Source organism: Aeribacillus pallidus (assembly GCF_050478865.1).
GTDB lineage: Bacteria > Bacillota > Bacilli > Bacillales > JACDOC01 > JACDOC01.
On the sequence record NZ_JBCNBW010000074.1, the window covers coordinates 1 to 24,311 of the forward strand.

Annotated in this window: 22 protein-coding genes and 3 pseudogenes; 17 read left to right on the plus strand and 8 right to left on the minus strand. The window is 41.5% G+C overall.

Features of this window, described 5'->3' with window-relative positions; all coding sequences use genetic code 11:
- The first annotated feature begins 285 nt into the window (after nucleotides 1-285).
- Complete coding sequence (locus ABES52_RS15360; protein ID WP_429652077.1) at nucleotides 286-462, plus strand: hypothetical protein; 177 nt, start codon at nucleotides 286-288, stop codon at nucleotides 460-462.
- Nucleotides 463-502: 40 nt separating this feature from the next.
- On the opposite strand, the gene ABES52_RS15365 is transcribed toward ABES52_RS15360, so the two are convergent.
- Nucleotides 503-1,420 carry a DMT family transporter gene (locus ABES52_RS15365; protein ID WP_429652079.1) on the minus strand — a complete coding sequence of 306 codons (918 nt, stop codon included), beginning with the start codon at nucleotides 1,418-1,420 and terminating at the stop codon, nucleotides 503-505.
- A 141-nt stretch (nucleotides 1,421-1,561) separates the two neighbouring features.
- On the opposite strand from ABES52_RS15365, the gene ABES52_RS15370 reads away from it, so the two are divergent.
- The 9 genes from ABES52_RS15370 (at nucleotide 1,562) to ABES52_RS15410 (ending at nucleotide 9,496) form a co-directional block, all read left to right on the plus strand.
- Nucleotides 1,562-2,245, plus strand: a complete 684-nt coding sequence (locus ABES52_RS15370) for an MgtC/SapB family protein (protein WP_429652146.1) — start codon at nucleotides 1,562-1,564, stop codon at nucleotides 2,243-2,245.
- A gap of 251 nt (nucleotides 2,246-2,496) precedes the next feature.
- Complete coding sequence (gene trpE / locus ABES52_RS15375; RefSeq protein ID WP_429652081.1) at nucleotides 2,497-4,008, plus strand: anthranilate synthase component I; 1,512 nt, start codon at nucleotides 2,497-2,499, stop codon at nucleotides 4,006-4,008.
- On the plus strand, nucleotides 4,005-5,030 hold the full coding sequence (gene trpD, locus ABES52_RS15380; protein ID WP_429652083.1) for an anthranilate phosphoribosyltransferase: 1,026 nt from the start codon (nucleotides 4,005-4,007) through the stop codon (nucleotides 5,028-5,030). Before trpE ends, trpD begins: the two co-directional genes overlap by 4 nt.
- Entirely contained in the window at nucleotides 5,011-5,775 is a 765-nt protein-coding gene (gene trpC / locus ABES52_RS15385; protein ID WP_429652085.1) for an indole-3-glycerol phosphate synthase TrpC, read from the plus strand. The genes trpD and trpC overlap by 20 nt, the downstream gene beginning before the upstream one ends.
- The gene (locus tag ABES52_RS15390; RefSeq protein ID WP_429652087.1) at nucleotides 5,765-6,412 is read left to right on the plus strand and encodes a phosphoribosylanthranilate isomerase; all 648 of its coding nucleotides are present in this window, start codon (nucleotides 5,765-5,767) and stop codon (nucleotides 6,410-6,412) included. The genes trpC and ABES52_RS15390 overlap by 11 nt, the downstream gene beginning before the upstream one ends.
- Nucleotides 6,393-7,607 carry a tryptophan synthase subunit beta gene (gene trpB / locus ABES52_RS15395; protein WP_429652088.1) on the plus strand — a complete coding sequence of 405 codons (1,215 nt, stop codon included), beginning with the start codon at nucleotides 6,393-6,395 and terminating at the stop codon, nucleotides 7,605-7,607. The genes ABES52_RS15390 and trpB overlap by 20 nt, the downstream gene beginning before the upstream one ends.
- On the plus strand, nucleotides 7,588-8,397 hold the full coding sequence (gene trpA / locus ABES52_RS15400) for a tryptophan synthase subunit alpha (protein WP_429652089.1): 810 nt from the start codon (nucleotides 7,588-7,590) through the stop codon (nucleotides 8,395-8,397). The genes trpB and trpA overlap by 20 nt, the downstream gene beginning before the upstream one ends.
- 127 nt (nucleotides 8,398-8,524) lie before the next feature.
- Nucleotides 8,525-8,698 (plus strand): DUF4083 family protein, encoded by a 174-nt coding sequence (locus tag ABES52_RS15405; protein WP_429652091.1) that lies wholly within the window; start codon nucleotides 8,525-8,527, stop codon nucleotides 8,696-8,698.
- Nucleotides 8,699-8,845: 147 nt separating this feature from the next.
- Complete coding sequence (locus tag ABES52_RS15410) at nucleotides 8,846-9,496, plus strand: glycoside hydrolase domain-containing protein (protein ID WP_429652093.1); 651 nt, start codon at nucleotides 8,846-8,848, stop codon at nucleotides 9,494-9,496.
- 42 nt (nucleotides 9,497-9,538) lie between these two features.
- On the opposite strand, the gene ABES52_RS15415 is transcribed toward ABES52_RS15410, so the two are convergent.
- The 5 genes and pseudogenes from ABES52_RS15415 to ABES52_RS15435 form a co-directional block, all read right to left on the minus strand.
- The gene (locus ABES52_RS15415) at nucleotides 9,539-10,816 is read right to left on the minus strand and encodes a S41 family peptidase (RefSeq protein WP_429652095.1); all 1,278 of its coding nucleotides are present in this window, start codon (nucleotides 10,814-10,816) and stop codon (nucleotides 9,539-9,541) included.
- 679 nt (nucleotides 10,817-11,495) lie between these two features.
- Nucleotides 11,496-12,026 (minus strand): chromate transporter, encoded by a 531-nt coding sequence (locus ABES52_RS15420; RefSeq protein WP_429652097.1) that lies wholly within the window; start codon nucleotides 12,024-12,026, stop codon nucleotides 11,496-11,498.
- Nucleotides 12,023-12,583: a chromate transporter gene (locus ABES52_RS15425; protein ID WP_429652099.1), complete on the minus strand. Its 561-nt coding sequence runs from the start codon at nucleotides 12,581-12,583 to the stop codon at nucleotides 12,023-12,025. Before ABES52_RS15425 ends, ABES52_RS15420 begins: the two co-directional genes overlap by 4 nt.
- A 37-nt stretch (nucleotides 12,584-12,620) precedes the next feature.
- A complete protein-coding gene (locus ABES52_RS15430) occupies nucleotides 12,621-14,231 on the minus strand; it encodes a gamma-glutamyltransferase family protein (protein ID WP_429652101.1) in 1,611 nt (536 codons plus the stop codon).
- Nucleotides 14,228-14,407 (minus strand): annotated as a pseudogene (locus ABES52_RS15435) (oligopeptide/dipeptide ABC transporter ATP-binding protein); the annotation flags it as partial. The gene ABES52_RS15430 and the pseudogene ABES52_RS15435, both read right to left, overlap by 4 nt.
- A gap of 29 nt (nucleotides 14,408-14,436) precedes the next feature.
- On the opposite strand from ABES52_RS15435, the gene ABES52_RS15440 reads away from it, so the two are divergent.
- Nucleotides 14,437-14,622, plus strand: a complete 186-nt coding sequence (locus ABES52_RS15440) for a hypothetical protein (protein WP_429652103.1) — start codon at nucleotides 14,437-14,439, stop codon at nucleotides 14,620-14,622.
- Nucleotides 14,623-14,799: 177 nt separating this feature from the next.
- Here ABES52_RS15440 and ABES52_RS15445 read toward each other — a convergent pair.
- Together ABES52_RS15445 and ABES52_RS15450 are read right to left on the minus strand one after the other, a co-directional pair.
- Nucleotides 14,800-15,501: pseudogene (locus ABES52_RS15445) on the minus strand (MFS transporter); the annotation flags it as partial.
- Between the two features lie 318 nt (nucleotides 15,502-15,819).
- Nucleotides 15,820-16,367 (minus strand): annotated as a pseudogene (locus ABES52_RS15450) (LysE/ArgO family amino acid transporter); the annotation flags it as partial.
- 334 nt (nucleotides 16,368-16,701) lie between these two features.
- On the opposite strand from ABES52_RS15450, the gene ABES52_RS15455 reads away from it, so the two are divergent.
- The 6 genes from ABES52_RS15455 to ABES52_RS15480 all read left to right on the plus strand — a co-directional run bounded on the left by ABES52_RS15455 (nucleotide 16,702) and on the right by ABES52_RS15480 (nucleotide 24,052).
- The gene (locus tag ABES52_RS15455; protein ID WP_429652105.1) at nucleotides 16,702-17,070 is read left to right on the plus strand and encodes a VOC family protein; all 369 of its coding nucleotides are present in this window, start codon (nucleotides 16,702-16,704) and stop codon (nucleotides 17,068-17,070) included.
- Between the two features lie 141 nt (nucleotides 17,071-17,211).
- A complete protein-coding gene (locus ABES52_RS15460; protein ID WP_429652107.1) occupies nucleotides 17,212-17,445 on the plus strand; it encodes an ion transporter in 234 nt (77 codons plus the stop codon).
- A gap of 692 nt (nucleotides 17,446-18,137) precedes the next feature.
- On the plus strand, nucleotides 18,138-18,377 hold the full coding sequence (locus tag ABES52_RS15465) for a heterocycloanthracin/sonorensin family bacteriocin (RefSeq protein WP_429652148.1): 240 nt from the start codon (nucleotides 18,138-18,140) through the stop codon (nucleotides 18,375-18,377).
- A 170-nt stretch (nucleotides 18,378-18,547) separates the two neighbouring features.
- A complete protein-coding gene (locus ABES52_RS15470) occupies nucleotides 18,548-20,512 on the plus strand; it encodes a putative thiazole-containing bacteriocin maturation protein (RefSeq protein WP_429652109.1) in 1,965 nt (654 codons plus the stop codon).
- Nucleotides 20,509-22,452 carry a TOMM precursor leader peptide-binding protein gene (locus ABES52_RS15475; protein WP_429652111.1) on the plus strand — a complete coding sequence of 648 codons (1,944 nt, stop codon included), beginning with the start codon at nucleotides 20,509-20,511 and terminating at the stop codon, nucleotides 22,450-22,452. Before ABES52_RS15470 ends, ABES52_RS15475 begins: the two co-directional genes overlap by 4 nt.
- A 22-nt stretch (nucleotides 22,453-22,474) precedes the next feature.
- Complete coding sequence (locus tag ABES52_RS15480; protein WP_429652113.1) at nucleotides 22,475-24,052, plus strand: SagB family peptide dehydrogenase; 1,578 nt, start codon at nucleotides 22,475-22,477, stop codon at nucleotides 24,050-24,052.
- The last annotated feature ends 259 nt before the right edge of the window (nucleotides 24,053-24,311 follow it).

Here is a 24,311-nt window from a genome sequence, read left to right on the forward strand (position 1 = left end):
TTTAGTTTTCAAGGAACAATCACTTTTTTTAACAGCGACTTCTTCAATATATCATAACTTGTCGAAAGAAGTCAACTACTTTTTTATTTTTTTGTTCCATCGCTTGTCTCTCGCAGCGACGTTTATAAATATAGCACGAGAATATTATCTTAGCAATACTTTTTTTAAAAAAATTTATCAAAAAATTTTTTGATGTGTTTCCCAACGTTCATAAAACCATATTTTCTTTCATACATATCCATTAAAATTAACTATTCCAATTAAGATGGGAGCGATCGTCGTTTCATGCTAACGTCCCTAGCACTATACCTTTCATTGATGATGGCCATTTATTTATTTTCGTACTCTTTCATTGAAGGCTTAAAAATAAGCGAGTCAGATGATCACGTATACGGTGGTACATTTATTTTTTCCGTCACCATGGCGTTTGTCTTTTCTGGATTGACTTATGTATTCTTATAAGTAACCGAGCTCATTTTTTCGAATGGAGCTCGGTTTTTCATTAATCATTTATCATTATTTTTCCTTTTGGACGAAGCATCGCTTTACTTTTTCGTTCATCTAATAAGAACAACGATACACCTATGATGACAATTCCTCCACCGATAACTTGGGTAAATAAAATGGGTTCGCCTAATAAAAAATACGCTAAAACAGATGCTCCAATAGGCTCAAATAAAATAGCCATGGAGATCGTAGAAGTACTCAACCATTTTAACGACCAATTGAATAAACTATGACCTAACAAGGTAGGTACTAACGCCAGAAGAACAAAATAAGCCCATTCTGCTACAGGATATGGATAAAGTTGTTCTCCAATGACTAGAACGTATAGGAACAACACGATGGCACTGATTGTATAAACAACGGTCGTATATGTGACGAGAGATAATCTTTTTCTAACATTTTGCCCAAACAATAAATAAGCTGTGACTAATGCACAGGCTAATAGAGCTAAGAAATCACCAAATAAAGCCATTCCACTAATTTGTAAGTCGCCCCAACTAATAATGACACTTCCGACAATAGCTGCAATACCACACAAAATAGCTTTTAATGATATTTTTTCTTTAAAAAATAAAAACGTTCCAACAAACGCAAAAAGTGGTTGTAGTGTTACAAGAACCGTTGAGCTTGTAACGGAAGTATAGTGAAGTGATTCAAACCACAAAATAAAGTGGAACGCTAAAAACACTCCAGCAATAATCGAAAACAGCCAATCCTTTTTTGTAATGTTTTTCAACTCATGAACGTACTTCATAAGGAAAATAGGTACCATAAAAAGAACGGCAAAAAATAAACGATAAAACGCAATTACCCCCGAATCCGCCGCTGAGACTTTTACTAAAATGGCGGATGTTGAAACAGATATGACACCAATGGCTAATGCTACATATGGATTTAATTTCGGTCCCCCCATATCCGCTCCCCCTATCCATTTAGAAAAAATATGGTAAAATAGTGAAAATAATCAACAACCATTTTACATCCTTTGAAACAATTAATCTATGTTTTATTATTTCTCACTCTTCAAAAAGGAGGGTATTGCAAATTGGAATTGATTGATATCTCTATCTTGATAAAATTAGGTATTTCTGCTGTTCTTGGACTTATTATTGGTTTGGAACGAGAATTAAAACGAAAACCCGTTGGATTAAAAACAAGTCTTGTCATATCGATTGTCAGTTGTTTATTAACAATTGTGTCCATTGAATCGGCTTACGTTTTTCCAAGCGATGAAGATGTCAACATTACGATGGATCCGCTTCGTTTAGCCGCACAAATTATTTCAGGAATCGGTTTTCTTGGAGCTGGGGTGATTTTAAGACGTGGAAATGATAGTATTTCCGGATTAACGACTGCTGCCATGATTTGGGGAGCAGCCGGAATTGGTGTTGCAGTAGGTGCTGGATTTTATATCGAAGCAATGTTCGGCGTTTTTTTATTAATTATTAGTGTAGAGTTCTTACCAGCCCTGTTTACGCTTGTTGGTCCAAAGAGATTACGGGAAAAAGAGCTATTGTTAAAAATTATTGTGACAGAGAAAAAAGATATTGCTCATATTATTAATCAAGTGCAACAACAGGACATGTCAATTCAACACATACGTATTAAAGATTTAAAAAACCAAACGCATTTCGCTGAGCTAAATATTGCGGTTGATTACCGCAAAAGAACAACGGATGTATACTACACCATTTCCAATATAAAAGGCGTTGAAAGTGTTGAAGTCGAGAGTTTATAATTTTTCCATTTCTATTTGACATTTTCCTATTTTTAAAATATGATAGTGACAACTTTCTTTTGAGTTTAGATTTAGTAATTGAGTTAGAGTTGAGATGAGTTTAGGGTAGATGAGTAGAGCAGAGCGGAGTTGAGGAATGAATGATGAACGTCTACCCAAAGTGTGTTCACTTTGGGTTTTTTTATTCCACTCATAAATCCTCAAATGATCCTCCGCCATTGTTCTCTCCAACCCGTTTGGAGGAATGAATAATGGAACCATCCTTTACTTCATTTGTTAAAGATGCGCAAAGGTATCGTACAATTCCGATCATTCAAACTTTTTATGCCGATTTGTTTACACCCATTCACATGTTTCAAAAACTGCAACACGATGCAGCTTACATTCTTGAAAGTAAAGACGAATACTCCCCTTGGTCGCGCTATTCATTTATCGGACTGAATCCGATGATGAAAATAACGGAGAAAGATGGCCATCTCCTCATTGTGGATACGATTATGAAAAATCGATTCAAGGTTTCATCGCTCCAAAAAGCGATTCAACGTGTCAGCGATTGGTTACAGATCAAAATTCCAAAAACATCCTTACCATTCATTGGAGGGGCGGTCGGTTACATCGGATACGATGCGGTTTCCACGTTCGAAAAAATACCGCCACACCCGCAAAATGACCTACACATGCCGATGTATCAATTTGTCTACGCCGAAACCGTCATTGCTTTTTGTCATCAAACAAAAGAATTAACCGTTATTCAATGGGTGCGTTTAAAAGGGGATGAAACCGAGAGAGCGCTAAAAGAAAGATACGACCACGGAATCAACATGATTAATCAGGTCGCCATGCAATTACAGCATCCTTCAACATTCCCTGCATTTCTTCTTCCCCATCAAACTATAGAAATCGATTGGGGTATCGTTACATCGAATTACAACCGGGACGTATTTTTATCACATGTCAATAAAGTGAAACAGTACATCACTAGCGGAGACATTTTTCAAGGGGTCATCTCGCAACGGTTTGCCGTTCCGGTCAAAACATCGGGATTTGATTTATATCGATATTTGCGCATCATTAATCCTTCACCCTATTTGTTTTACTTACCTTTTGCAGATGTTGAAATAGTCGGAAGCTCACCTGAACGACTCTTATTAGTTGAAGGGCATCACGTCGAAATTCATCCGATTGCCGGAACAAGGCGACGCGGAAAAACGAAATCTGAAGACGAGCGGTTAGCTAACGACTTAACCAATGACGAAAAAGAACAAGCCGAACATTACATGCTCGTTGATTTAGCGCGTAATGACATCGGGCGCATTGCCGAGTACGGTTCGGTCCGCGTACCTATGTTAATGGAATTAAAACGATTTTCGCATGTGATGCATTTAGTCTCTAAAGTGACTGGAACGTTGCGCTCTGATGTACATCCAATAGAAGCCCTGTTGGCCTCTTTTCCTGCCGGGACTGTCTCAGGAGCGCCAAAATTTCGCGCAATGGAAATTATTCGAGAACTTGAACCTACCGCTCGGAATTTATACGCTGGGGCCATTACCTACATCGGGTTTGACGGAAATATCGATTCGTGTATCGCCATTCGGACGATAGTCGTAAAAAATGGCACAGCTTATGTTCAAGCCGGAGCTGGAATTGTCTCCGATTCCAAACCGGAACTTGAATGGAAAGAAACACGAAATAAAGCGAGTGCACTAATTCGCACAATTACGTATGCCAACACCATTTCACTAAAGGAGGAGACCTATCAATGAAAGCTATACTTTCTAAGTGCATTAACGGAGAAACGCTATCCATTCAAGAAGCTGAACATGCGATGGACTTGATGATGACAGGAAAAGCTACCCCAAATCAAATGGCCAGCTTGTTATCCATCCTTCGTTTTCGCGGGGAAACCGTTGACGAATTAACTGGATTTTTACGTTCTATACGTCACCATATGCAAACAATCGATTGGGACGAACCTGTCATCGACGTATGTGGAACGGGTGGAGACGGGGCATCCACGTTTAACATTTCTACCGCTGCCATGCTCGTCGTCTCTTCACTTGGTATTCCCGTGGCGAAGCATGGGAATCGAGCCGTTTCTTCAAAAAGCGGGAGCGCCGATGTACTTGAAAAATTGCAACTCCCTATCCAATCTACTCCAGAAGAGGCAAAACAAGCGTTAAAAAACCATCGCATGTGTTTTTTATTTGCTCCCCTTTACCATCAAGCGATGAAGCATGTCGTCAAACCCAGAAAAGAAATCGGTTTTCGTACCGTTTTTAATATGCTTGGGCCACTTGCGAACCCTGCTCGTAGCACGCGTCAAGTCATTGGCGTGTTTTCTAACGAGGCGGCATACAAAATGGCGAAAACCTTGCAACAAACCGATGCAGAACATGTTCTTTTCGTGACCGGTCAAGATGGATTAGATGAACTAACGGTTACAACGGCTACGAATATCATTGAACTAAAAGACGGCCACCTAGCATCGTACTCGATAACACCTGAGGAAATTGGCATCCCTCGAGGAGCTTTAACCGACCTCCAAGTACAGTCGGTGGAAGAAAGCGCCGCCCTTATTGAACGCGTGTTACAAAACGAAGCAAACGAAAGTGCTATGAACATCGTGTTAGTCAATGCCGGTGCCGCTATTTATGTAAGTGGGGCTGTTTCCACTATTCAAGAAGGCGTCCATGAAGCCCGTAAAGCCATCACCACCGGACGTGCATACCAACATTTTAAACAAATGCAACGAAAGGAAGAACGTTATGCTGCAACAAATTATTGAAACGAAAAAAGAAGAAGTCTCCCAACTGACTCTTCCAGAAAAAACGAATTTACCGCACCGATCATTATACAAAGCGTTTAACCGCCGGAAACGTCCTGTCGGTTTGTTAGCCGAAGTTAAACAGGCCTCTCCTTCAAAAGGAAAATTAACCTCTTCGTTTAAACCGTTATTAATTGCTCATGCCTATGAACAAGGCGGGGCGGATGCGATTTCGGTGTTAACGGATCGAACCTTTTTTCAAGGAGCGCCAGAACTCGTGACGACGATTAAACAAAAAGTGAATCTTCCAGTCTTACGAAAAGACTTTATTATTCATCCGAAGCAAATTGAAGAAAGTGTGCGTATTGGGGCAGATGCGATTTTACTCATTGCGGAAGTATTGCCCCCAAAACAGCTGCAAGAGTTATACGTACAAGCACACGAACAAGGGCTCGAATGTTTAGTAGAAGTCCATTCCGTCTCTTCCCTTGTGCAACTCCTCGATGTGTTTACGCCAAAAATGATCGGAGTGAACAATCGTAACTTGTATACGTTTGAAACATCAATTGACCAAACGATGCAAGTAGCTCCATACCTTCCGAAAGATACGTTGTTTATCAGTGAAAGTGGGATTCAATCCTACATAGACATTCAGCTATTACAACAAGCGGGAGCTGATGGAGTCTTAGTTGGAGAAGCGCTAATGAGAGAGGAAGACAAAGTGGCCGCCATCCAACGGTTAATGGGGGATGCCGATGCTTCTTAAATTTTGCGGTGTTCAAACGATGATGGATTATGGTTTAGTAGTACAAAGTCAAGCAGATTATATCGGTTTTATTTTTGCTCCTAGTAAACGGAAAGTAAATCCTGAAGAAGTAGGAGATTGGGTCAGACGAATCGGTACCAATCAGAAAAAATTAGTCGGGGTATTTGTTAATGCAGAGGAAACCGAGATTGCCCAAGTCCTACACTCGGTTCCGTTGGATGTATTGCAGCTGCACGGCAATGAGATGCCTACAGTTGTTCAGAAGGTAAAAAAACGATTCAATCTTTCGATTTGGAAGGCACTTCCCCATGGACCGAATACGATGCCTTTGATGAAAAAATATCACGGATTCGTTGACGGATTTTTAATTGATACAAAGGTAAAAGGGGCATTTGGCGGTACTGGTCAATCGTTCGACTGGACGCATGTTCCCGTATATATTAAGGAATCTCACCATCTAGAAGTACCTTGTTTCATTGCCGGTGGGATTCATGCTATGAATGTGGAAGGTTTACTTACGTACGCCCCAGATGGCATTGATGTCTCAAGTGGGATTGAAAAAAATGGACAAAAAGATCGAATGAAAATTCAAGTAATCGAACGGAAGGTGAAACGAAATGACATATACACTCCCTGACAAACGAGGAAGATTCGGAACGTTCGGAGGGCAATATGTTCCAGAAACGTTAATGGTCCCGCTAAAAGAAATTGAACAAGCGTTAGAAGAAGCAATGCAAGACGAACAATTTATTCATACGTATCGGGCAACCCTTCAAGAGTACAGCGGGCGCCCAACAGCGTTAACTTTTGCTAAAAACGTGACGAAAGAACTGGGCGGTGCCAAAATTTATTTAAAACGCGAAGATTTAAATCATACTGGAGCCCATAAATTAAACAACGCCATCGGCCAAGCGCTATTAGCTCAGCGGATGGGAAAGAAATGCTTAATTGCAGAAACCGGCGCTGGTCAGCATGGGGTTGCCGCCGCTACCGTTGCGGCTCGCTTTGGAATGACGTGTAAAGTGTTCATGGGAGAAGAAGATACGAAGCGACAAGCGTTAAACGTGTTTCGGATGCAGCTTCTTGGAGCGGAAGTCATTCCTGTCACAAGCGGAACTCGAACGTTAAAAGACGCCACGAATGAAGCGATTCGCTATTGGGTACAGCACTGTGAGGATCATTACTATATGATTGGTTCTGTCGTGGGGCCTCATCCATATCCGAAAATGGTTCGTGATTTTCAACGTATCATTGGCGACGAAGCAAAAGCCCAATTTTTAGCCTATGAAGGGAAGTTACCACATACCGTTGTGGCCTGTGTGGGCGGCGGCAGTAACGCGATTGGTATTTTCACCCCTTTCATTGAAGATGACGTACAGCTCGTTGGTGTAGAAGCAGGAGGAAAAGGAATCGAGACGCCGCTTCATGCCGCGACAATGACGAAAGGTTCAAAAGGAGTGATTCACGGTTCGATGACGATGTTACTCCAAGATGAACACGGCCAAATCCAAGAGCCGTATTCTATCTCGGCTGGACTCGACTATCCGGGGGTCGGCCCGGAACACGCCTATCTAGCCGAAAGGGGCCGCGTGTCGTATGAAACCGTGACCGATACAGAAGCGTTAGAAGCGTTACTGATGCTGACAAAATTTGAAGGAATTTTACCAGCAATTGAATCGGCCCACGCCCTCGCAAAAGCTTTTGCGTTAGCGAAAAAACTCCCTCCAGGGGATACGATTCTTGTTTGCTTATCGGGTCGTGGAGACAAAGACGTTTATACGTTAATGAAGGAATTGAATGGAGGGGAAAACGATGCACATACCCGTATCTAAACCGTACTTTATCCCGTTTATTACAGCAGGCGACCCTCATCCAGAGGCGACCATTGAATTAGCTCTTGCCTTGCAAGCAGAAGGTGCCGCTGTGTTAGAGCTTGGGGTCCCCTACTCCGACCCGCTTGCTGATGGACCTGTCATCCAACGGGCTTCCAGTCGTGCCTTAAAACAAGGAATGACACTCTCCCGAACGCTCGAACTGGTTGGCAAGATGCGTAAACGTGGGGTACACCTCCCTATTGTTCTATTCACTTATTACAACCCAATTCTCGCCTTTGGAGAAGAACGGTTTGCCAATGTCGCCAAACAAGTAGGTGCAAACGGTGTTCTCGTTCCAGACCTCCCTTATGAAGAGGGGGCTGCTTTTCGAAATATTTGTCGGAACCATGGGCTTGCGTACATTTCATTAGTCGCCCCAACCTCACAATCACGTATTGAAAAAATCGCTAACGAAGCCGAAGGATTTTTATATTGTATTTCCTCTCTCGGAGTAACCGGTACCCGTGACACATTTTCGAAGGAACTAAAATCTTTTGTCGATACAGCTAAAAAATACAGCCCTGTTCCCGTCGTCGTCGGCTTCGGCGTGTCTAAACAAGAGCAAATCGCCCATCTTTTGACGTTTAGTGACGGCATCGTCATCGGTAGTGCGCTCATTCGTCGTATTGAAGAATTACACGACTTGTTATATGAACCGGCCATGCGACATAAAGCGGTTCATCAATTCCGGCAGTTTGTTCGTGAGTTAATTGCTCCGATTCTTGCGATGGATACGTTTAATAGATAAAGATGAAAGTAGTATGCTTGAGGTGTGAATCCCTCAAGCTTTTTTGTATTAAAAAGGAAATTAATGCGTTTTTGTAGAATAATTTTATTAAAAAGTAAAGATAGATGCGAGGGTGATTTTTATGCATATGGGGGATGTTATATTTCAACTATTCATTTTTCTTATGCTTATTTTATTTTTTGTTTCCTTTGCCTTTTTTATTTCATCATTATTAAAAAACCAACGACAAAAAGTTCAATCAAGTAAACATCTAGAGCAAAAGCTCGACCGAATCATTGAGCTGTTGGAAAAGAAAAAATGAGGAATAGTCAAAAACGTACAGCTATCCAACTAACGACTTGTTTCTATTGCTGGAAATAAAGGCGTTTATTTTTTACAAAGCGGTGCACAGGACAGGTAACCAAACAATATATATGATGATAGCATCAAAGAGAAAGGATGTTTGCCTGTGCCCGAAATTTATTGGGGTGTTGATTCAGCGGAAGTGGTCACAAAGAATTTATACAACTGTGTGTTAAATAATTTTGGCAAACCTTTGTTTTGGGGACGATATTTATCCACGGTTACTGGGGCATCAGAAGGACTTATCCAAGAAGAAATCGACCTTCTCCATAACAGCGGGACCAAAATTCTACCCATTTATAATAATTTCACGTCTTCGATCGGGTACCAAACCGGACGCATTACAGCCCAAAACGCGATTTTTCACGCGCGCCGGTTAAATGTTCCAAAAGGGACGCCTCTTTTTGCCAATGTCGAACGCTTTTTTGATGTGAACAGCTCATGGATACTCGGGTGGTTCGACCGATTGATCCTAAGTCCCTACCTACCTGGTTATTACCTCGACCCGACGGAAGGGAATTTTAGTGACGCCTTTTGTTCAGCTGCCACTGAAAATCCACAATTACTGACCCATTCGATTTTATGGAGTGCTGAACCCGAACCAGGCGTTACGAAGGCAAGAGAAGCTCCTACATTCAATCCAAAGAAACCACCATGTAATGGTAACGTCTGGGCTTGGCAATACGGGAGGGACGCCAAAACATGCCCTATTGACACGAATTTAGCGACAAAAGAATTGTACGAAAAATTGTGGTAAAGTCCCCAACCGAATTCATTCGTGGATTCGGTTGGGGTTTTTTCACACGTTTTGTTTCAACAATTGAATCGCCTTTTGTATATCCACATCTTCTACAAGATGCGCCGGTGTCCACGGGATATAAATATCAGGTAGAATACCGACATTGGTCATTCCTTCCCCTTTATCAATCCTTGTTAGCCTTGATGTTGGGTACCATAATTCGAACGTGTCTTTCCATTTCATGCCTACAAGATTGGAGTAGTCGTTGAGTCCAGCAGTAGGCCGGCCTATGACTGTGACTTTGGCGGATGTTTTACAAAGCTCGACAAATGAATCCCCCGCACTGCCACAAGTCACATCTGTTAAAACGATCACTTGTTTTGGTGATGCTTTTCCCTTAAAAATGACCTGCTCCGCTACTTCAGAAAAATCAAAGGGCACAAACCCTTTCCCGCGATGCTTTTCCCATTCGTTTCGGAACACACGCAATACCTTTTGCATAATTGGATCTTTTACCGATTTCAAAATTTCATCCAACTCTTTGACAGCTAGCTGATAATTTCGCTCCGTACAATTGAAGAGCATCCTTGATTCGCTTTTATCACTTAAATTAACGAATCGCTCCTCAAAAAGATAAGGTAACAAAGAAAAATACGCGGAATCACTACCACCACGATTCACCCTGACATCGATAATTAACTGTTGACTTTGGTCGAGTTCTTCTACATGATCTTTTATTAACTGGTTAATCGCATCTGGATTTGTAAAGTCGGTGAGGGTCATGAGCAACAAGTCGTCTTGTAACTTCTCCAATGTGTACTTTGGCACATACGGTTCTATTTCGTATCGTTTCAGCTTTAAAGTACGATGATTCCCATTTCGATCCTCCACTTCACACGTGTGAAATTGAGGTAGGATCTTGTTCCACTTTTCACGTTCGGGGTGATGTTCAAAGAGGGCTCTTTGATGTAATTGGGCCAGTTCGGGAATCGACTTGTCGTCCAGTGAAATAATCCGTTCTCCTACTTTTACCCGTTTTTCTTTCCCTACATGGGTAATAAATAAATGGTCGCCATACCTTCTAACTTGAAAACCACAATCAGACCGTTTCTGCTTATGGCTGTTTACTAATTGAAAGTACATATGCGGATCTTTAAAATCGAGCAAATAATCTTGAACGATCTCGACAAATTGTTCTGGTGTAAGTGAATCATTTTCTTCTAACCTCTTAATTTTTTCAGCATATTTATTCGGATCATCCCACCCTTTCTTGTCTAAGCAACCAGCATAATCGTTATGCATAATCGAGACGATTTCTTCAAAAATGGCTGAGTACATCTTCCCTTCCCCTTTTCCTGAATATCAATATATATTTTATAAAATTTGGTAATCAAGACACCGAAAAATTGAAAAGATGAAACCGCCTTTAAAGTCGCCTAGAGCAATGTAAACCAGAAACACAAAAAGAATGATAAGGGGGGTAGAGTGGGGGAAAGCTGTTTAATTCATAGTTAAGTCTTCCTTTTTTATACGATTGTGGTCCCCAATACATAATACTTATTAAAAATCTCCTCTAAGTTTACATCTGTGGAGTAAACGTTGTCCCCTACGATATTTGTAGTCATGGTAAAACGGGGTCACTTTGGTCCGTTTCGTAAAATGCTACTCCAAATTTTTGTTAGCTTAGAAACACTTGTGTTCGTTATCATCGGAAGTTTTATACTATTTTTTATTGGAGGATTAGGAACATTTTTGCGGAGAATTTATTAATAACAACTTTTATGAAATTTTTTAGGGTGTCCCATAAGTAAAGGGATCCCTTTTTTGATACCATTTATACGAACATAACATTGATAACACGTATAAATATTTTATCCTGTTTGAATGAGAACAACCTTTTGAGCCAGCCCTCTTATTATGGAGCATATCGTGCTCGAACTGGTGACCTCTACGTGCAATTGTTTATATATATTTTTATAATATAAGGGACCATTTCTCCATCACATTGGTTGAAACCTCATCCAAGAAAAATAGCCCCATAAATCAACGCACTACTTATAACATAAACAGGGTGAATCTTCCATTTTTCTAAGAGGAAGAAACTTACGACTCCAATGATGACGGTTTGCCAAAGTCCAATTCCATTGTAAGCCGTACTAAAAAAACTAATGGTCATGATCCCTAGTAGTACGGCAATTGCTGGGCGCACGAGATTCGTCAACTTCTTCACTTTTGGAGAATCTTTATACTTCATTAAGAGACTAAGCAACAGAAGCATCATTATTAATGAAGGGGCGACCGTTGCAAAAACTCCGACAGCAGCTCCTAGAATCCCTGCTTGCTGGTACCCAATATATCCAGCCATCTTGGTGGCAATTGGACCAGGTAACGCGTTCGCCAGAGCCAAAACCTCACTAAATTCATTTACCGTTAGCCATCCATACCGGTCAACCACTTCATTTTCAACAAGTGGAATAGATGCTGGACCTCCACCGTACCCTAGTATCCCTGGAATAAAAAAGGCTAAAAAAATTTGAACATAAATCATGAAGCTTTCACCTGCTTTTCTTCTCTTGATGTTCGCGAGAGAAGAGCGAATAATAGTAAAGCCAAAATCACAATTGCAGGGTGTATGCCTAAGACGGACAGTAACAATACACATCCTACTAATAAAGTAATTGTTCGTTTCCAACCAAGGCTCTTTTGTGATTTCTTCACAAAATCCCAGGTAAGAACGCCGAGCATGACACCTACGACAGGAACGACTGCTTGAGACATCCCTTGTACCCACGGTTTGTCTTTATATGAATTTAATACAGAAAGGAAAAACACCATGAGAATTATGGTTGGTAGGATACTAGCTAATACCGCGTTGATCATTCCGAACGCACCGCCAACTCTCCAGCCAATATAACCGGCCATCTTAGTGGCAATCGGACCAGGCAATGCATTTCCAAGCGCTAGAACATCTGAGAAGTCATCATCATTCATCCATTTATATTTTTCAACTACTTCTTTATAAACTAGCGGAATGGAGGAAGGTCCTCCTCCATACCCTAATATACCAACGCGAAAAAAAGCTATAAAAATATGCCATTGTGTCAACGTTGTCACCCTTTTTTATAATTAATAAATAAATTTTTTACCAGGCGGCAATTGCTCCATCTGTACGCGATTCTGTTCCACCCATTAGTACTCCCGTTTGCCAGTCTCTCCAAATAATCTGGCCACGTCCAAATGCGCCATGGTCGGTGGCTACTTGAATATCATGTCCTTTTCTCGCAAGAGCTTGCGCAATATGATTTGGGAAATGAGGTTCAACTAATACTTTCCTCTCTTTCATCCACTGCCATCTTGGAGCATCTAATGCCGCTTGGGGGTTAAAATGAAAATCAATCGTATTCATAATCACTTGGAAATGACCTTGAGGTTGCATGTAGCCCCCCATGACACCAAACGGTCCGATAGCTTCGTCCCCTTTTGTTAAAAATCCAGGAATAATGGTGTGATACGTTTTCTTGCCTGGCTTCAGTGCATTCGGATGTTCCGGATTGAGCGAGAAATCATGCCCCCGGTTCTGTAGGGCAATTCCTGTTCCTGGAATGACAATACCTGAACCGAATCCCATATAATTGCTCTGTATATAAGAAATCATATTTCCTTCTTCATCTGCTGCAGCTAAATACACAGTTCCCCCTTTAGGAGGTTCATAAGCTTGTGGTAAAAGAGCCTCTTCTCCGATAAGATCTCTTCTTTTTTTTGCGTATTTTTCAGACAATAATTCTTCTACGGATAGTGGCATATCTTTTTCTTCTGTAATAAACGCTTTTCCATCTGTAAATGCCAGTTTCATCGATTCAATTTGCTTGTGATATGTATCCACTGCGTCCTTCTCATAAAAATCGAAACCTTTTACAATATTAAGTGCCATTAAAGCCACAAGTCCTTGACCATTTGGTGGGATTTCCCATACATCGTATCCTCTATAATTCGTTGAAATTGGCTTTACCCATTCTGCCTTGTATTCAGCTAAGTCATCTTCGGACAAAAATCCACCATGTTTTTTAATATAGGAAGAAATTTTTTCAGCTAGCTCTCCTCTGTAAAAACTTTCTCCTTCCGTTTCTGCAATCGATGTTAATGTCGATGCATGACCAGCAGAAGACCACATTTCCCCAATAAATGGGGCTCTGTTCTTTGGAGCAAATGTGTCAAACCAAGGTTGAAATTCTTTTCCTTTCAACAATGCTTTAAATTTTTTATAGGATAGTCCCCAATACTTTCCTAGGGTCGGGCTAATGGGATATCCTTCTTCAGCATAACGAATGGATGGAGCTAACACTTCTTTCAAAGGGAGTTTTCCAAATTTTTTCGAAAGCTCTACCCATGCTGCCGGGGCACCAGGAACCGTAATAGGGATCACTCCATGGACCGGCATGGACTCATTGCCTAGTTCTTTTACCGCTTCAATGGAAATGGATTTTGGAGAAGGTCCACTGGCGTTAAGTCCATGTAATTTCCTTTTTACCCAAACGAGTGCAAACGCATCGCCTCCAATTCCATTCGAGGTAGGTTCGACAACCGTTAAGGCAGCCGCTGTTGCAATCGCTGCATCAATCGCATTCCCACCTTTTTGCAAAATCTCTAACCCCGCCTGAGCGGCTAATGGCTGAGACGTCGCTACCATACCTTTTTTAGCAAACACCGTATTCCGAATGGACGGATAAGGCTGAAATAAATAATCCATTTTCATGAAAGTTCACTTCCTTTTTCTACATGATGGCATGCGACAAAATGATTATTCCCCTTATTTCTCCATTCCGGTTTTACTTGTTTACATACCTCTGTCGCTAATGGACAGCGTGTATGAAAAGCACACCCAGATGGTGGATTGGCTGGATTGGGAATTTCACCTAGCAAATGAATTCTCTGATGATTTCTTCCAGGGGAGGTTACTGATGAAATTTAAATATCGATTGATCATAGGGTTTATCGGTTGTTTACTTCTTTTTGTCTTTGGAATTACCCGTATGTTAAATGATTCATTAAGCAATGGTTCTCTTATTTTTGCCCTTATATCTGTAATCGGTTCACCTATTGCAGCAATCGCTATAGCAATAAACTACAAGAGGCTTAGTAATTGAATAAACGATCCTCATCAGCATTACCCAAAAATGTAAAAAAGGACATAATCCATATTACAGGTTTGCGCCTGTTTGTTAAATTTTAAAGTTATTCAAACTAGGATAACGATATGATTCACTTACGGTTGACACGAAAAATCAGTTTCTATTTCTAAACCTTTTTCAGCTTTAGCATTTTTATATCTTCATTACATTTTCTTTAATAACTAATTCCGACTTTTGCTTTTTAATTATGATTACAAATAAACTCGCCAATAAGCAAAAGATTCCCGCTAAAAAGAATGCCCATGTGTAAGAATTAAATATCTTATAGATAAGACCTCCACCGTATGCGGCGACTGCTGCACCTGCTTGGTGAGACGCAAAAATCCACCCGTAAATAATTCCACTTTTCTCTATTCCAAAGACTTGCCTTGAAATACTAATCGTTGGGGGCACAGTCGCAATCCAATCTAAACCGTAAAAGACAGAGAAGATCATTAGTAGGATGATAGAGCCTTCTTTTAGCGCATAAGTAAGTAATACTAGAGAAGCTCCTCTTAGACCGTAATACCAAAACAACTACCACCGGTTATCTAGTCGGTCTGATAACCATCCAGATATAGTTGTTCCAATTAAATCAAAGATTCCCATAAATGAAAGCAAAGAAGCTGCTGTTACAACAGGTATTCCATAGCTAATACAGTAAGAAACAAAATGCGTCCTAATTAAACCACTCGTTAAAAGCCCACAAATAAAAAAACTACCCGCTAACAGCCAAAATTCCTTCACTTTTACAGCCTCAAATAAAGACTGGAACGCGATAACAATAGGATTTTTCTTTTGAACTACAGTAGTCTCTTTTGGTTCTTCTTCAAAGCCATATGGAAAAATGCCAAGACAAATAAAATTTTGCTAACTCTTTGTTTTTAATTTAAATTATCCCAAGTAATCATCTAAACTTAGCTAGAGTGTGTTCTTTATCTACTTTTCTTTTAGCTTGATATCTTCCTACACTTCAATCAATTAAGGTAAATAAATATCTTTTTCCATCTTTTTACCATTAGCTTTAGCATTAAGAAAAATCATATGACCTATAAACGCAAAAATGATGATAAATAATATCACAATAGATACGAGTTTATTTACTTCAAATGAAGTCATTACTTGAATTCCGATATATAATCCTACTCCCCAAATGATGATTCTTGAAACCTAATTTAACCGTCTTAACAATGTTCCCTGTGTATCAATTCTCCCAATTACATGACCAGCAACAGCTAACCCTAAAAACCATAACCAGGATACAAAAATACAGGCTAAGCTGAAAGCTAACTTTTGCGGTCCCTCATAATTTAATGAACTTGTACCAATAACACCAATCGTATCTAAAATAGCGTGAGGATTTAGTAAAGAAACAGACATAGCAAACAGTATTTGTTGCTTTATTGTCATTTGGCGGTGATTATTATCTGTTGATGAAGGATCACTGTTCCAAATGCTCCAACCCATATAAAGTAAAAATAAGAAACCGCTCATAAAAATTCCTAGTTTTAGCCAAGCAAATGTAAGAACAACCACAGAAACTCCTAAAACAGCTAAAGAAATAAGTAACGTGTCACATAATGATGCAACTAATACGACGGGTACAGTCCTGATAAAAGGCTTCTGTGTTGCCCCCTGGTTAAATACAAAAACATTTTGGGCACCTAATGGTAAAATAAGCCCAAAAGCTAATAGTCTCCATGTACAATAGGCTCAAGCATATAATCACCTTTTTAAATGTTTTTTTATAAAGTTGAATTTGAAGATATTATAGATTAGGAACTGGGGAACTTTCTACAGATTTATTACCTACTAAACAAAATGTTTTTGGCGATAATTTCTCTCTTTAAATAGTCTTCTATTATGGTTTTCTTTCAGTTACCATTAATGCATCATCATATCTGTACGTACTGAATGAACCTCTCCTATCTACACTTCGCTTAGATGTGGGAGACTTTTCGGTAAACATGTTAAAACAATTAATTCTGAATATAAAGGATTTCAAACCATATTATAGAAAATAACAGTAAACAATTCCAAAAGGAGGATGTTTTAATGAGCGAATCTTTAATCAATGGAATCCACTACTTTAGAATTCCTGTTATTGATTTAGGTGAATCCGTAAAATGGTATACGGAATGCTTAGGTTTCAAATTAAGACATAATAGAGGCGACTTAGCTGTTTTGGAGTTAAAGACGGGTCCATTGTTAGTTTTGGTTCAAGCAGATAAAGATTCCCGCGGGCATTTTACTATAAATGACCAACCTGAATTTTCAGTAGGGTTCACGACTTCAGAAATCGAAAAATTACATAAACATTTATCTGATCACGGTGTAGAAGTTGATGAAATACAAATGGATAATGGACATCACTTTTTTTACTTTTATGACCCAACTGGTAACAAGCTTCAAGTCCATAATTAAAAAATTATATTTATAAAAGGTTAACTACTGTAGGATACTTCTGCAGTTTTTTTGTGTTTAGAAACTTCATTCCCTATTTATAAGTAATCCGGATGGTGAATGCACTTTTATTAACGATACCGGCAATTCCAAGTGGTGACATTGGAATCATGGGCTAGCGGTGTAATGAGACCGATTTTTGAGGAAATTCCATGGTCTTGGCTGTATTTTGTCACCTTTATCTTGTTTGGTACTTTTATTATTTTTAACTTGCTCGTCGGAGTTATTGTCAATAATGTTGAAAAAGCACATGACATGGATGATGAAACAGATGCTAAAAAAACAACATCTAAAGAGGAAGAATCAGCTGCTTTACGAAACGAAAATCCGGATTAAAACGGTTGATTGTAAAGATGCAAAGGTCGGATCCCTTACAAAATAGATCAAGCTAGTGGTGACTACCACTAGCTTTTTCCGTGGTTGGCTATATTAATTGGAAGGTCCTTTTTATTAATGTTCTTGATTTTATGGTTCGTACTCTCTGCTTTTGGTTTTATAAGGTGTTGAAAGTTTAATAAAATGTGAGCTTCCCAAGTTTTTATGGTCTTTGCTATTTTATGATAAGTAATCACTAATAATAATAATAAATCATTGTTAGAGAGATTAAGGAGAACCGAATCATAAGTAAATGAGGTTTGTGCCAAAGCTTGATAATCGATTACATAAGAATTTAAAGATGCCCCACAAATTAGACGTTGAAATAAGTTACTTGTATCCCCAGGCTTGCTAACTTAGTCTTGGTTTTTCTGAAAATCTGCAGCCTTATTGATCATGTGATCACCCCCATCTCATTTCCATTTTGTACTGTTTTACGAAAACTCAGTAAAAATAGGCCTTTCAATCAGTAACAATACCCAATTATCATTCATATTTTGTTGGGGAGAGTACTCGAAGTATTGTCAGATTTATCTGTTAAACAATTGTTTTTCAGAGGATATTCGCTCTGTTTCCCTTTTCGTGTTGCTGGCAACCCTTATGAATTTAAATACGGAGGTATGAAAATGAATAATTTCCATAGGGAACTTCAAATGTTGAATGTTGGTGATTTCCAGGCGAGTGAGGCAGTTCCTTGGAACCAAAACTATTATATTGATTCGGCTCGACAATGCGGTGGTTTTGGTCGTTGCTCTTTTAGTTGCTTTTTTAGTTGCTTTTTTTGCTTTAACTGCTCTAACTGTTTTCGTTGCGGCGGTCGTTGCGGTGATCGCTGTGGTGGTCGTTGCGGTGATCGCTGCGGTGGTCGTTGTGGCAATCGCTGTGGTGGTTAATCATTCCAGTTTTCTAAAGAAAAACTTATTGCCTAAGAAGCCCCTGCATGAGTTGTTGCAGGGGCTCTTCTCTTTAAGATTAGACATAACAGACAAAATGCGGTTCATAGGATGATAGTGAAAGTAATTGATGCAGATTCGAGAACAGCTTACAGGTAAGGAGGAGCAGAATGACAAATTTGACCCCTTCTATGCGTCTGAAAGTGAAAAGGGATACGTTTTTTCTCCCTGATTCAAACAGCGGTGTGTATATTCGAAACAACTTAAGTTCGTTCCGTATGGAAGGCAGTATGATCGATAAGTGGGTTGAAAAACTGATACCGATGTTCAATGGGGAGTACACGTTGGGGGATTTGACAGACGGATTGCCGGGACCATATCGGGATCGGGTGTATGAAATTGCAGAAGTGCTGTACCGAAACGGGTTTGTTAGGGACGTGAGCCAAGACCGTCCGCATCAATTAGCTGATCAGATTCTTAAAAAGTATGCTTCTCAAATTGAATTTTTGGACAGTTTCGGTGATTCGGGCGCGTACCGTTTTCAAGCCTATCGTCAGGCCAAAGTGTTGGCGGTCGGCTCTGGCCCTTTTTTTATCTCGTTGGTTTTTGCGTTGATTGAATCTGGATTGCCCAAGTTTCACGTGTTGGTTACGGAAACTGTGCCAACTAATCGGCAGCGGATAGTGGAACTGGTGTTACATGCCCGTAAAACGGACCCCGAGGTAGTGATAGAAGAGGTCACACTGCAGAAGGAGGAGGAACGTTCTTGGCGGCAGATTGTGCAGCCGTTTGATTCGATTTTGTATGTGTCGCAGGATCGCGATGTAGAGGAACTTCGACTTCTTCATACGGTTTGTAGAGAAGAGAAGAAGATGTTCCTCCCCGCCATATGTCTGAAGCAGGTGGGACTGGCAGGTCCGCTAGTCTCCCCAGACTCTGAAGGATGTTGGGAGTCTGCATGGCGCTGCCTGCACCAATCCGCGCTTAGCAAAGATCAGCCATTAGACACTTTCTCTTCAACAGCAGGAGCGATGTTGGCCAATGTGATTGTGTTTGAATTGTTTAAAAAGGTTACCGGAGTGACCGAATCGGAACAAAAGAATCAATTCTTCCTGCTTGATTTGGATACATTGGAAGGAAACTGGCATTCGTTCATGCCTCATCCGTTGGTGACTGGACGTATGACAGCCGAATGGGTTCAAGATTTCGATTTGCGGCTCGAACAGAGAGCAAGCCGAGGTGAACCGAGCGAATTGTTTCTTTACTTTAGCCAGTTGACATCGGAGAAATCGGGGATTTTCCATATTTGGGAGGAAGGAAATTTAAAGCAGCTGCCGTTAGCCCAGTGCCGCGTTCAGACAATTGACCCGTTATCGGAGGGACCGGCTGAGCTGTTGCCAAGCATTGTATGTACAGGTCTGACACATCAGGAGGCACGTCGAGAAGCCGGCCTGGCCGGAATTGAAGCGTATGTGTCGCGAATGATCAGTGAGCTCGTTACGGCTCTACCTCCACATCAGCAAGTAGACAGTACTATGGTAAAACCGCAGGAATTTATTGGTGTTGGAGCGGGTGAAACGTTTGCGGAAGGTGTTTGCCGTGGGTTACAAAAATATTTGGCTGAGGAACTTAGAAAGCAACAGATCGCTCAGAAGAATTCTGTCTCTCGGGTGCAGTTGAGTACGGTAGAAGATGAGCGCTGCCGGTATTATTTGCAAGCACTGACAACAATGCAGGGAGCACCAATAATCGGCTTAGGAGAGAAAGTGGCCGGCTTCCCTGTGGTATGGGTTGGAACGAACGGTCGCTGGTATGGTAGTGTAGGTTTGAATATAACATTGGCGTTACAGAAAGCGCTACAACAGGCAATTATGAAAGCACAAAACGAAGAGGATTGTCTCACGATACAAGCTTTGGAGGTTTCATCCGTACCTTTGGAAAAAAAGGTGCCGCTAAGCCTTGTAGTCCCTACATGTGAAGAGACGACACAATCTGAGGTCTTACAGTCCGCAATGCAGGTGTTGGAACGAAACCACAAGCGGCTCTTGGTCTTTGAACTAGCGCTGGAACCATTTTTGAGAAAGGAATTGGCAGGAGTGTTTGGTGTATTGGTGCGAGAGGAGGAATCCCGGTGAGTGCTATCGTGGTGGTTGTCGGAGAAGGGTTATTGGCTGATTTTGTGTGCGAAAAACTGCCTACCCAATACCAGGTAGTTCGTCGAACCGACTTCGAGGCAGGCGTACCGGAAGCAACCGATTTGGTTCTAGTATTGCACGATGGCTGGAATCCATCGGTTCATAAAAAAGCGGAAGAGGTGTTACGACCAATCGGTATCCCTTGGCTGCGAGGCTTTGTTTCATTTGGTGAGGGGGTGATTGGTCCACTGGTAAGCCCGGGTACGCCGGGGTGCTCTCAGTGTGCAGACACGCGTCTATTAATGGCAGGACGCGACCGTAAAGAGATGTGGGAGATGCAACAGAAGCTGGCGAAGCAAGGAGGAATATCGTGTGACGCGTGGGTATCTCGCACGGGACTTTTGCAGATGGCTTACTTGCTAGCGGAGGAGGCACAGAGGGTCTTACAAGGCAGCTTGCCCCGCTCGGAAGGACGGGTGTTTTTGCTTAACCTAAAAACACTGGAGAACTCATGCCACTTTATTTTACCCGATTCGTTGTGTGCAGTCTGTAGTCCTTTACCTGACGATTCATCGACAGCAGCCCAAATTTCACTGAAACCAAGTCCAAAAATCAGCCCCGATAGTTACCGTTGCCGTACGATGGACGATCTCAATAAAGTTCTGCGTAAAGACTATCTAGATCACCGGACCGGATTTTTGAATGGTAAAATATATGAATTCGCGACGCCGTTTGCTGATGTCATCGTAAACCTACCTTTGTTCACGGCAGATGAGGGAGTAGCAGGCCGGACTCATTCATATGCGGTAAGCGAGTTAACTGCCATTTTGGAGGGCTTGGAGCGGTCCTGCGGTATCGCCCCCCGTGGAAAACGGACAGTGGTGCATGATAGTTTCCGTAATCTGAGAGATCAAGCTCTCAATCCTGTCAAAGTAGGGGTACACGCGAAAGAACAGTATGAACAGCCCGGTTTTCCATTTAAACCGTTTCATCCTGATCGCCCAATGAATTGGGTATGGGGCTATTCGTTTTTACAAGAGCGTCCGATTCTGGTTCCAGAGTTGCTTGCCTATTACAGCTTGGGTTGTGGACAGGGGTTTGTCTATGAAACGTCCAACGGATGCGCGTTAGGCGGGAGTTTGGAGGAGGCTATTTTCTACGGTATTTTGGAAGTGGTGGAGCGTGATTCGTTCCTGATGACTTGGTACGCGCAGCTGTCTCTCCCGCGTCTTGACCCTTATTCTGCTAACGATCAAGAATTGCAGTTGATGGTCGATCGTGTAAGGGCGGTGGCGGGATATGATCTGCATTTGTTTAACTCGACGATGGAGCATGGAATTCCAAGCGTTTGGGCGTTAGCGAAAAATAGGAAGCAAAAGGGATTGAATATCATTTGTGCGGCTGGAGCTCATCCAGACCCGGTACGGGCGGTGAAAAGTGCGGTTCACGAGTTGGCTGGTATGATGCTGACGCTTGACGAGAAATTAGAAGCCAACCAGGAGGAGTATGTGCGAATGTTACAAGATTCTTCCCTTGTCCAGAAGATGGATGATCATGGAATGCTGTACGGTTTACCACAAGCGGAAGAGCGCCTACAGTTTTTGCTGGATGATAGTCGTCCGTTGCGAACGTTTCACGAGGAATTTAAGTGGAAGGCGAGACATACAGACCTGACCGATGATTTGCAGGACATTCTTCAGGTATTTCGTGGATTGAACCTTGATGTGATTGTGGTGGACCAGACCACATCGGAAACCTTAAGAAACGGATTGTATTGTGTGAAAGTGCTGATTCCGGGGATGTTGCCGATGACATTTGGACATCACCTTACTCGCTTAATAGGGCTGGAAAGGGTGTTGAAGGTACCAATGGAACTCGGGTATGCGAAACAACCACTGACACTTGAACAGCTCAATCCATATCCGCATCCGTTTCCATAAGTGGAGACTAGGAGGTACGAGGATGAGTCTAGAAGCATTTCTACACAATCTACATTTTGACATTGAGAAGGCAAGCCCACCGGACTGGGAAGTGGATTGGGAAGATGCACCGCTTGCGTATAAGCTCTATCGCGGTTTGCCTGTGGTTCCTCTTTCTCTGGAAGTACCACTGACGCTTGAAGGACGAAAAGTTCCCACAACGCCTGACCTTCGTGAAATCGGTCATTTTCTCTGGTATGTATACGGTCTCACTCAATTTTGTCAGTCAGTCTTTCCATTGGATTCGACAGAACAAGAGGCCGACCTCATGCAGTCATATCGACGATTTGTTCCTTCCGGCGGGGCGTTATATCCAAACGAATTGTACGTATATCTAAAGATAGAGGATTTGCCTGCTGGAGTGTACCATTATGATGTAGCGCATCATCGCTTGGTATTGTTACGAGAAGGGAAATGCGATTCATATATTGCCCGTGCTCTCGGTAATCGCTGTGACGTGTCTGCTTGTTTCGGTACTGTGTTTGTGTCAACTATGTTTTGGAAAAATTTCTTTAAATACAATAACTTTGCCTACCGTCTGCAAGGGCTGGATGCTGGTGTACTGATTGGACAGTTACTAGAAGTGGCAAAACGGTTCGGCTTTGCATCAGGGGTGTACTTCCAATTTCTTGATCGGGCCATCAACCATCTCCTTGGGCTATCCGAACAGGAAGAAAGCGTGTATACGGTTATTCCGCTATCGGTGGAACCTACAGTCTTGTTTACGAACGGGAGTGATATAGACGAGATTGTTTCTTCCGACGAATTATGCCAAGAGTTGCCAGCAATTGATTGTAATCACTATGTCCGGTCACGGAGGATTATCGACTATCCGATGTTAACTAAAATGAATGAAGCATCCATGCTGGAATCAACGCGATTGTTTCGACAGATCAAGGCAAAGGAAAGGATGAATAGTGAAGGTGAATCGGTGGTTCTACCTCACGTGAAGCGGCTATCTTATGATTTGGCGTCGGTCTGTCGAACACGATATTCACCGGACATGGATTTCGTTTTGGGAAAGGTAAGTCAACTGCAATTGGCCGCACTACTTCAGGAGGCAACGACATCCTTCTCGTATCGAAATGATTTGGATGAAGCACATAAGATGCATGAGTCCCGTGTCTCATTGTATGGCTGTTTGTATAATATTGAAGGTATTCCGAATGGTGCATATCATTATGATAGCGCTGCCCATACATTACGACAGATACATCTCGGAGATCATCGTCTCCAGTTACAATACGGAATGTCTGGACATAATGTAAATTTGTTCCAAGTACCGCTCTGCCTACATGTAGCAGGGGACAAGGATCACTTCATAACGGAACTGGGATATAGAGGTTATCGTATCCAACAGATGGAAGCTGGTATGCTCGTGCAACGATTATTGTTAGCGGCGGCAGCCCTCGGGCTGGGGGGGCACCCACTCCTAGGGTTTGATGCGAACTTATGTGATGCGATTTACAAGATGGGGCCACAAGGAAAAACCACCCTAATCCAAATTCCGATCGGTCCATATCGACCTCGCGCTTGGTTGAAGGGAAGTTTGCATAGCTAAGTAAGAAGAAGAATGAAAGCATTGGTTCTGCTATGAGTAAATGTGTTATTCAGCTTTCACCGTTAAAAATTAGCCCTAAACTTTAATGGATTGAATGAATCCACTTCCTGTCCTACCACCTTAGGATAAACAATAGAGGCTATAAGTCTAGTAAAGAACAGTAAATTGTTGAATTTATTAAATAATACGTATATGACCAAAGAGTTAGTTTAGCAAGAGTTTCTATTTGCTATATAAACAAAATTAAAGAAAAAACCTT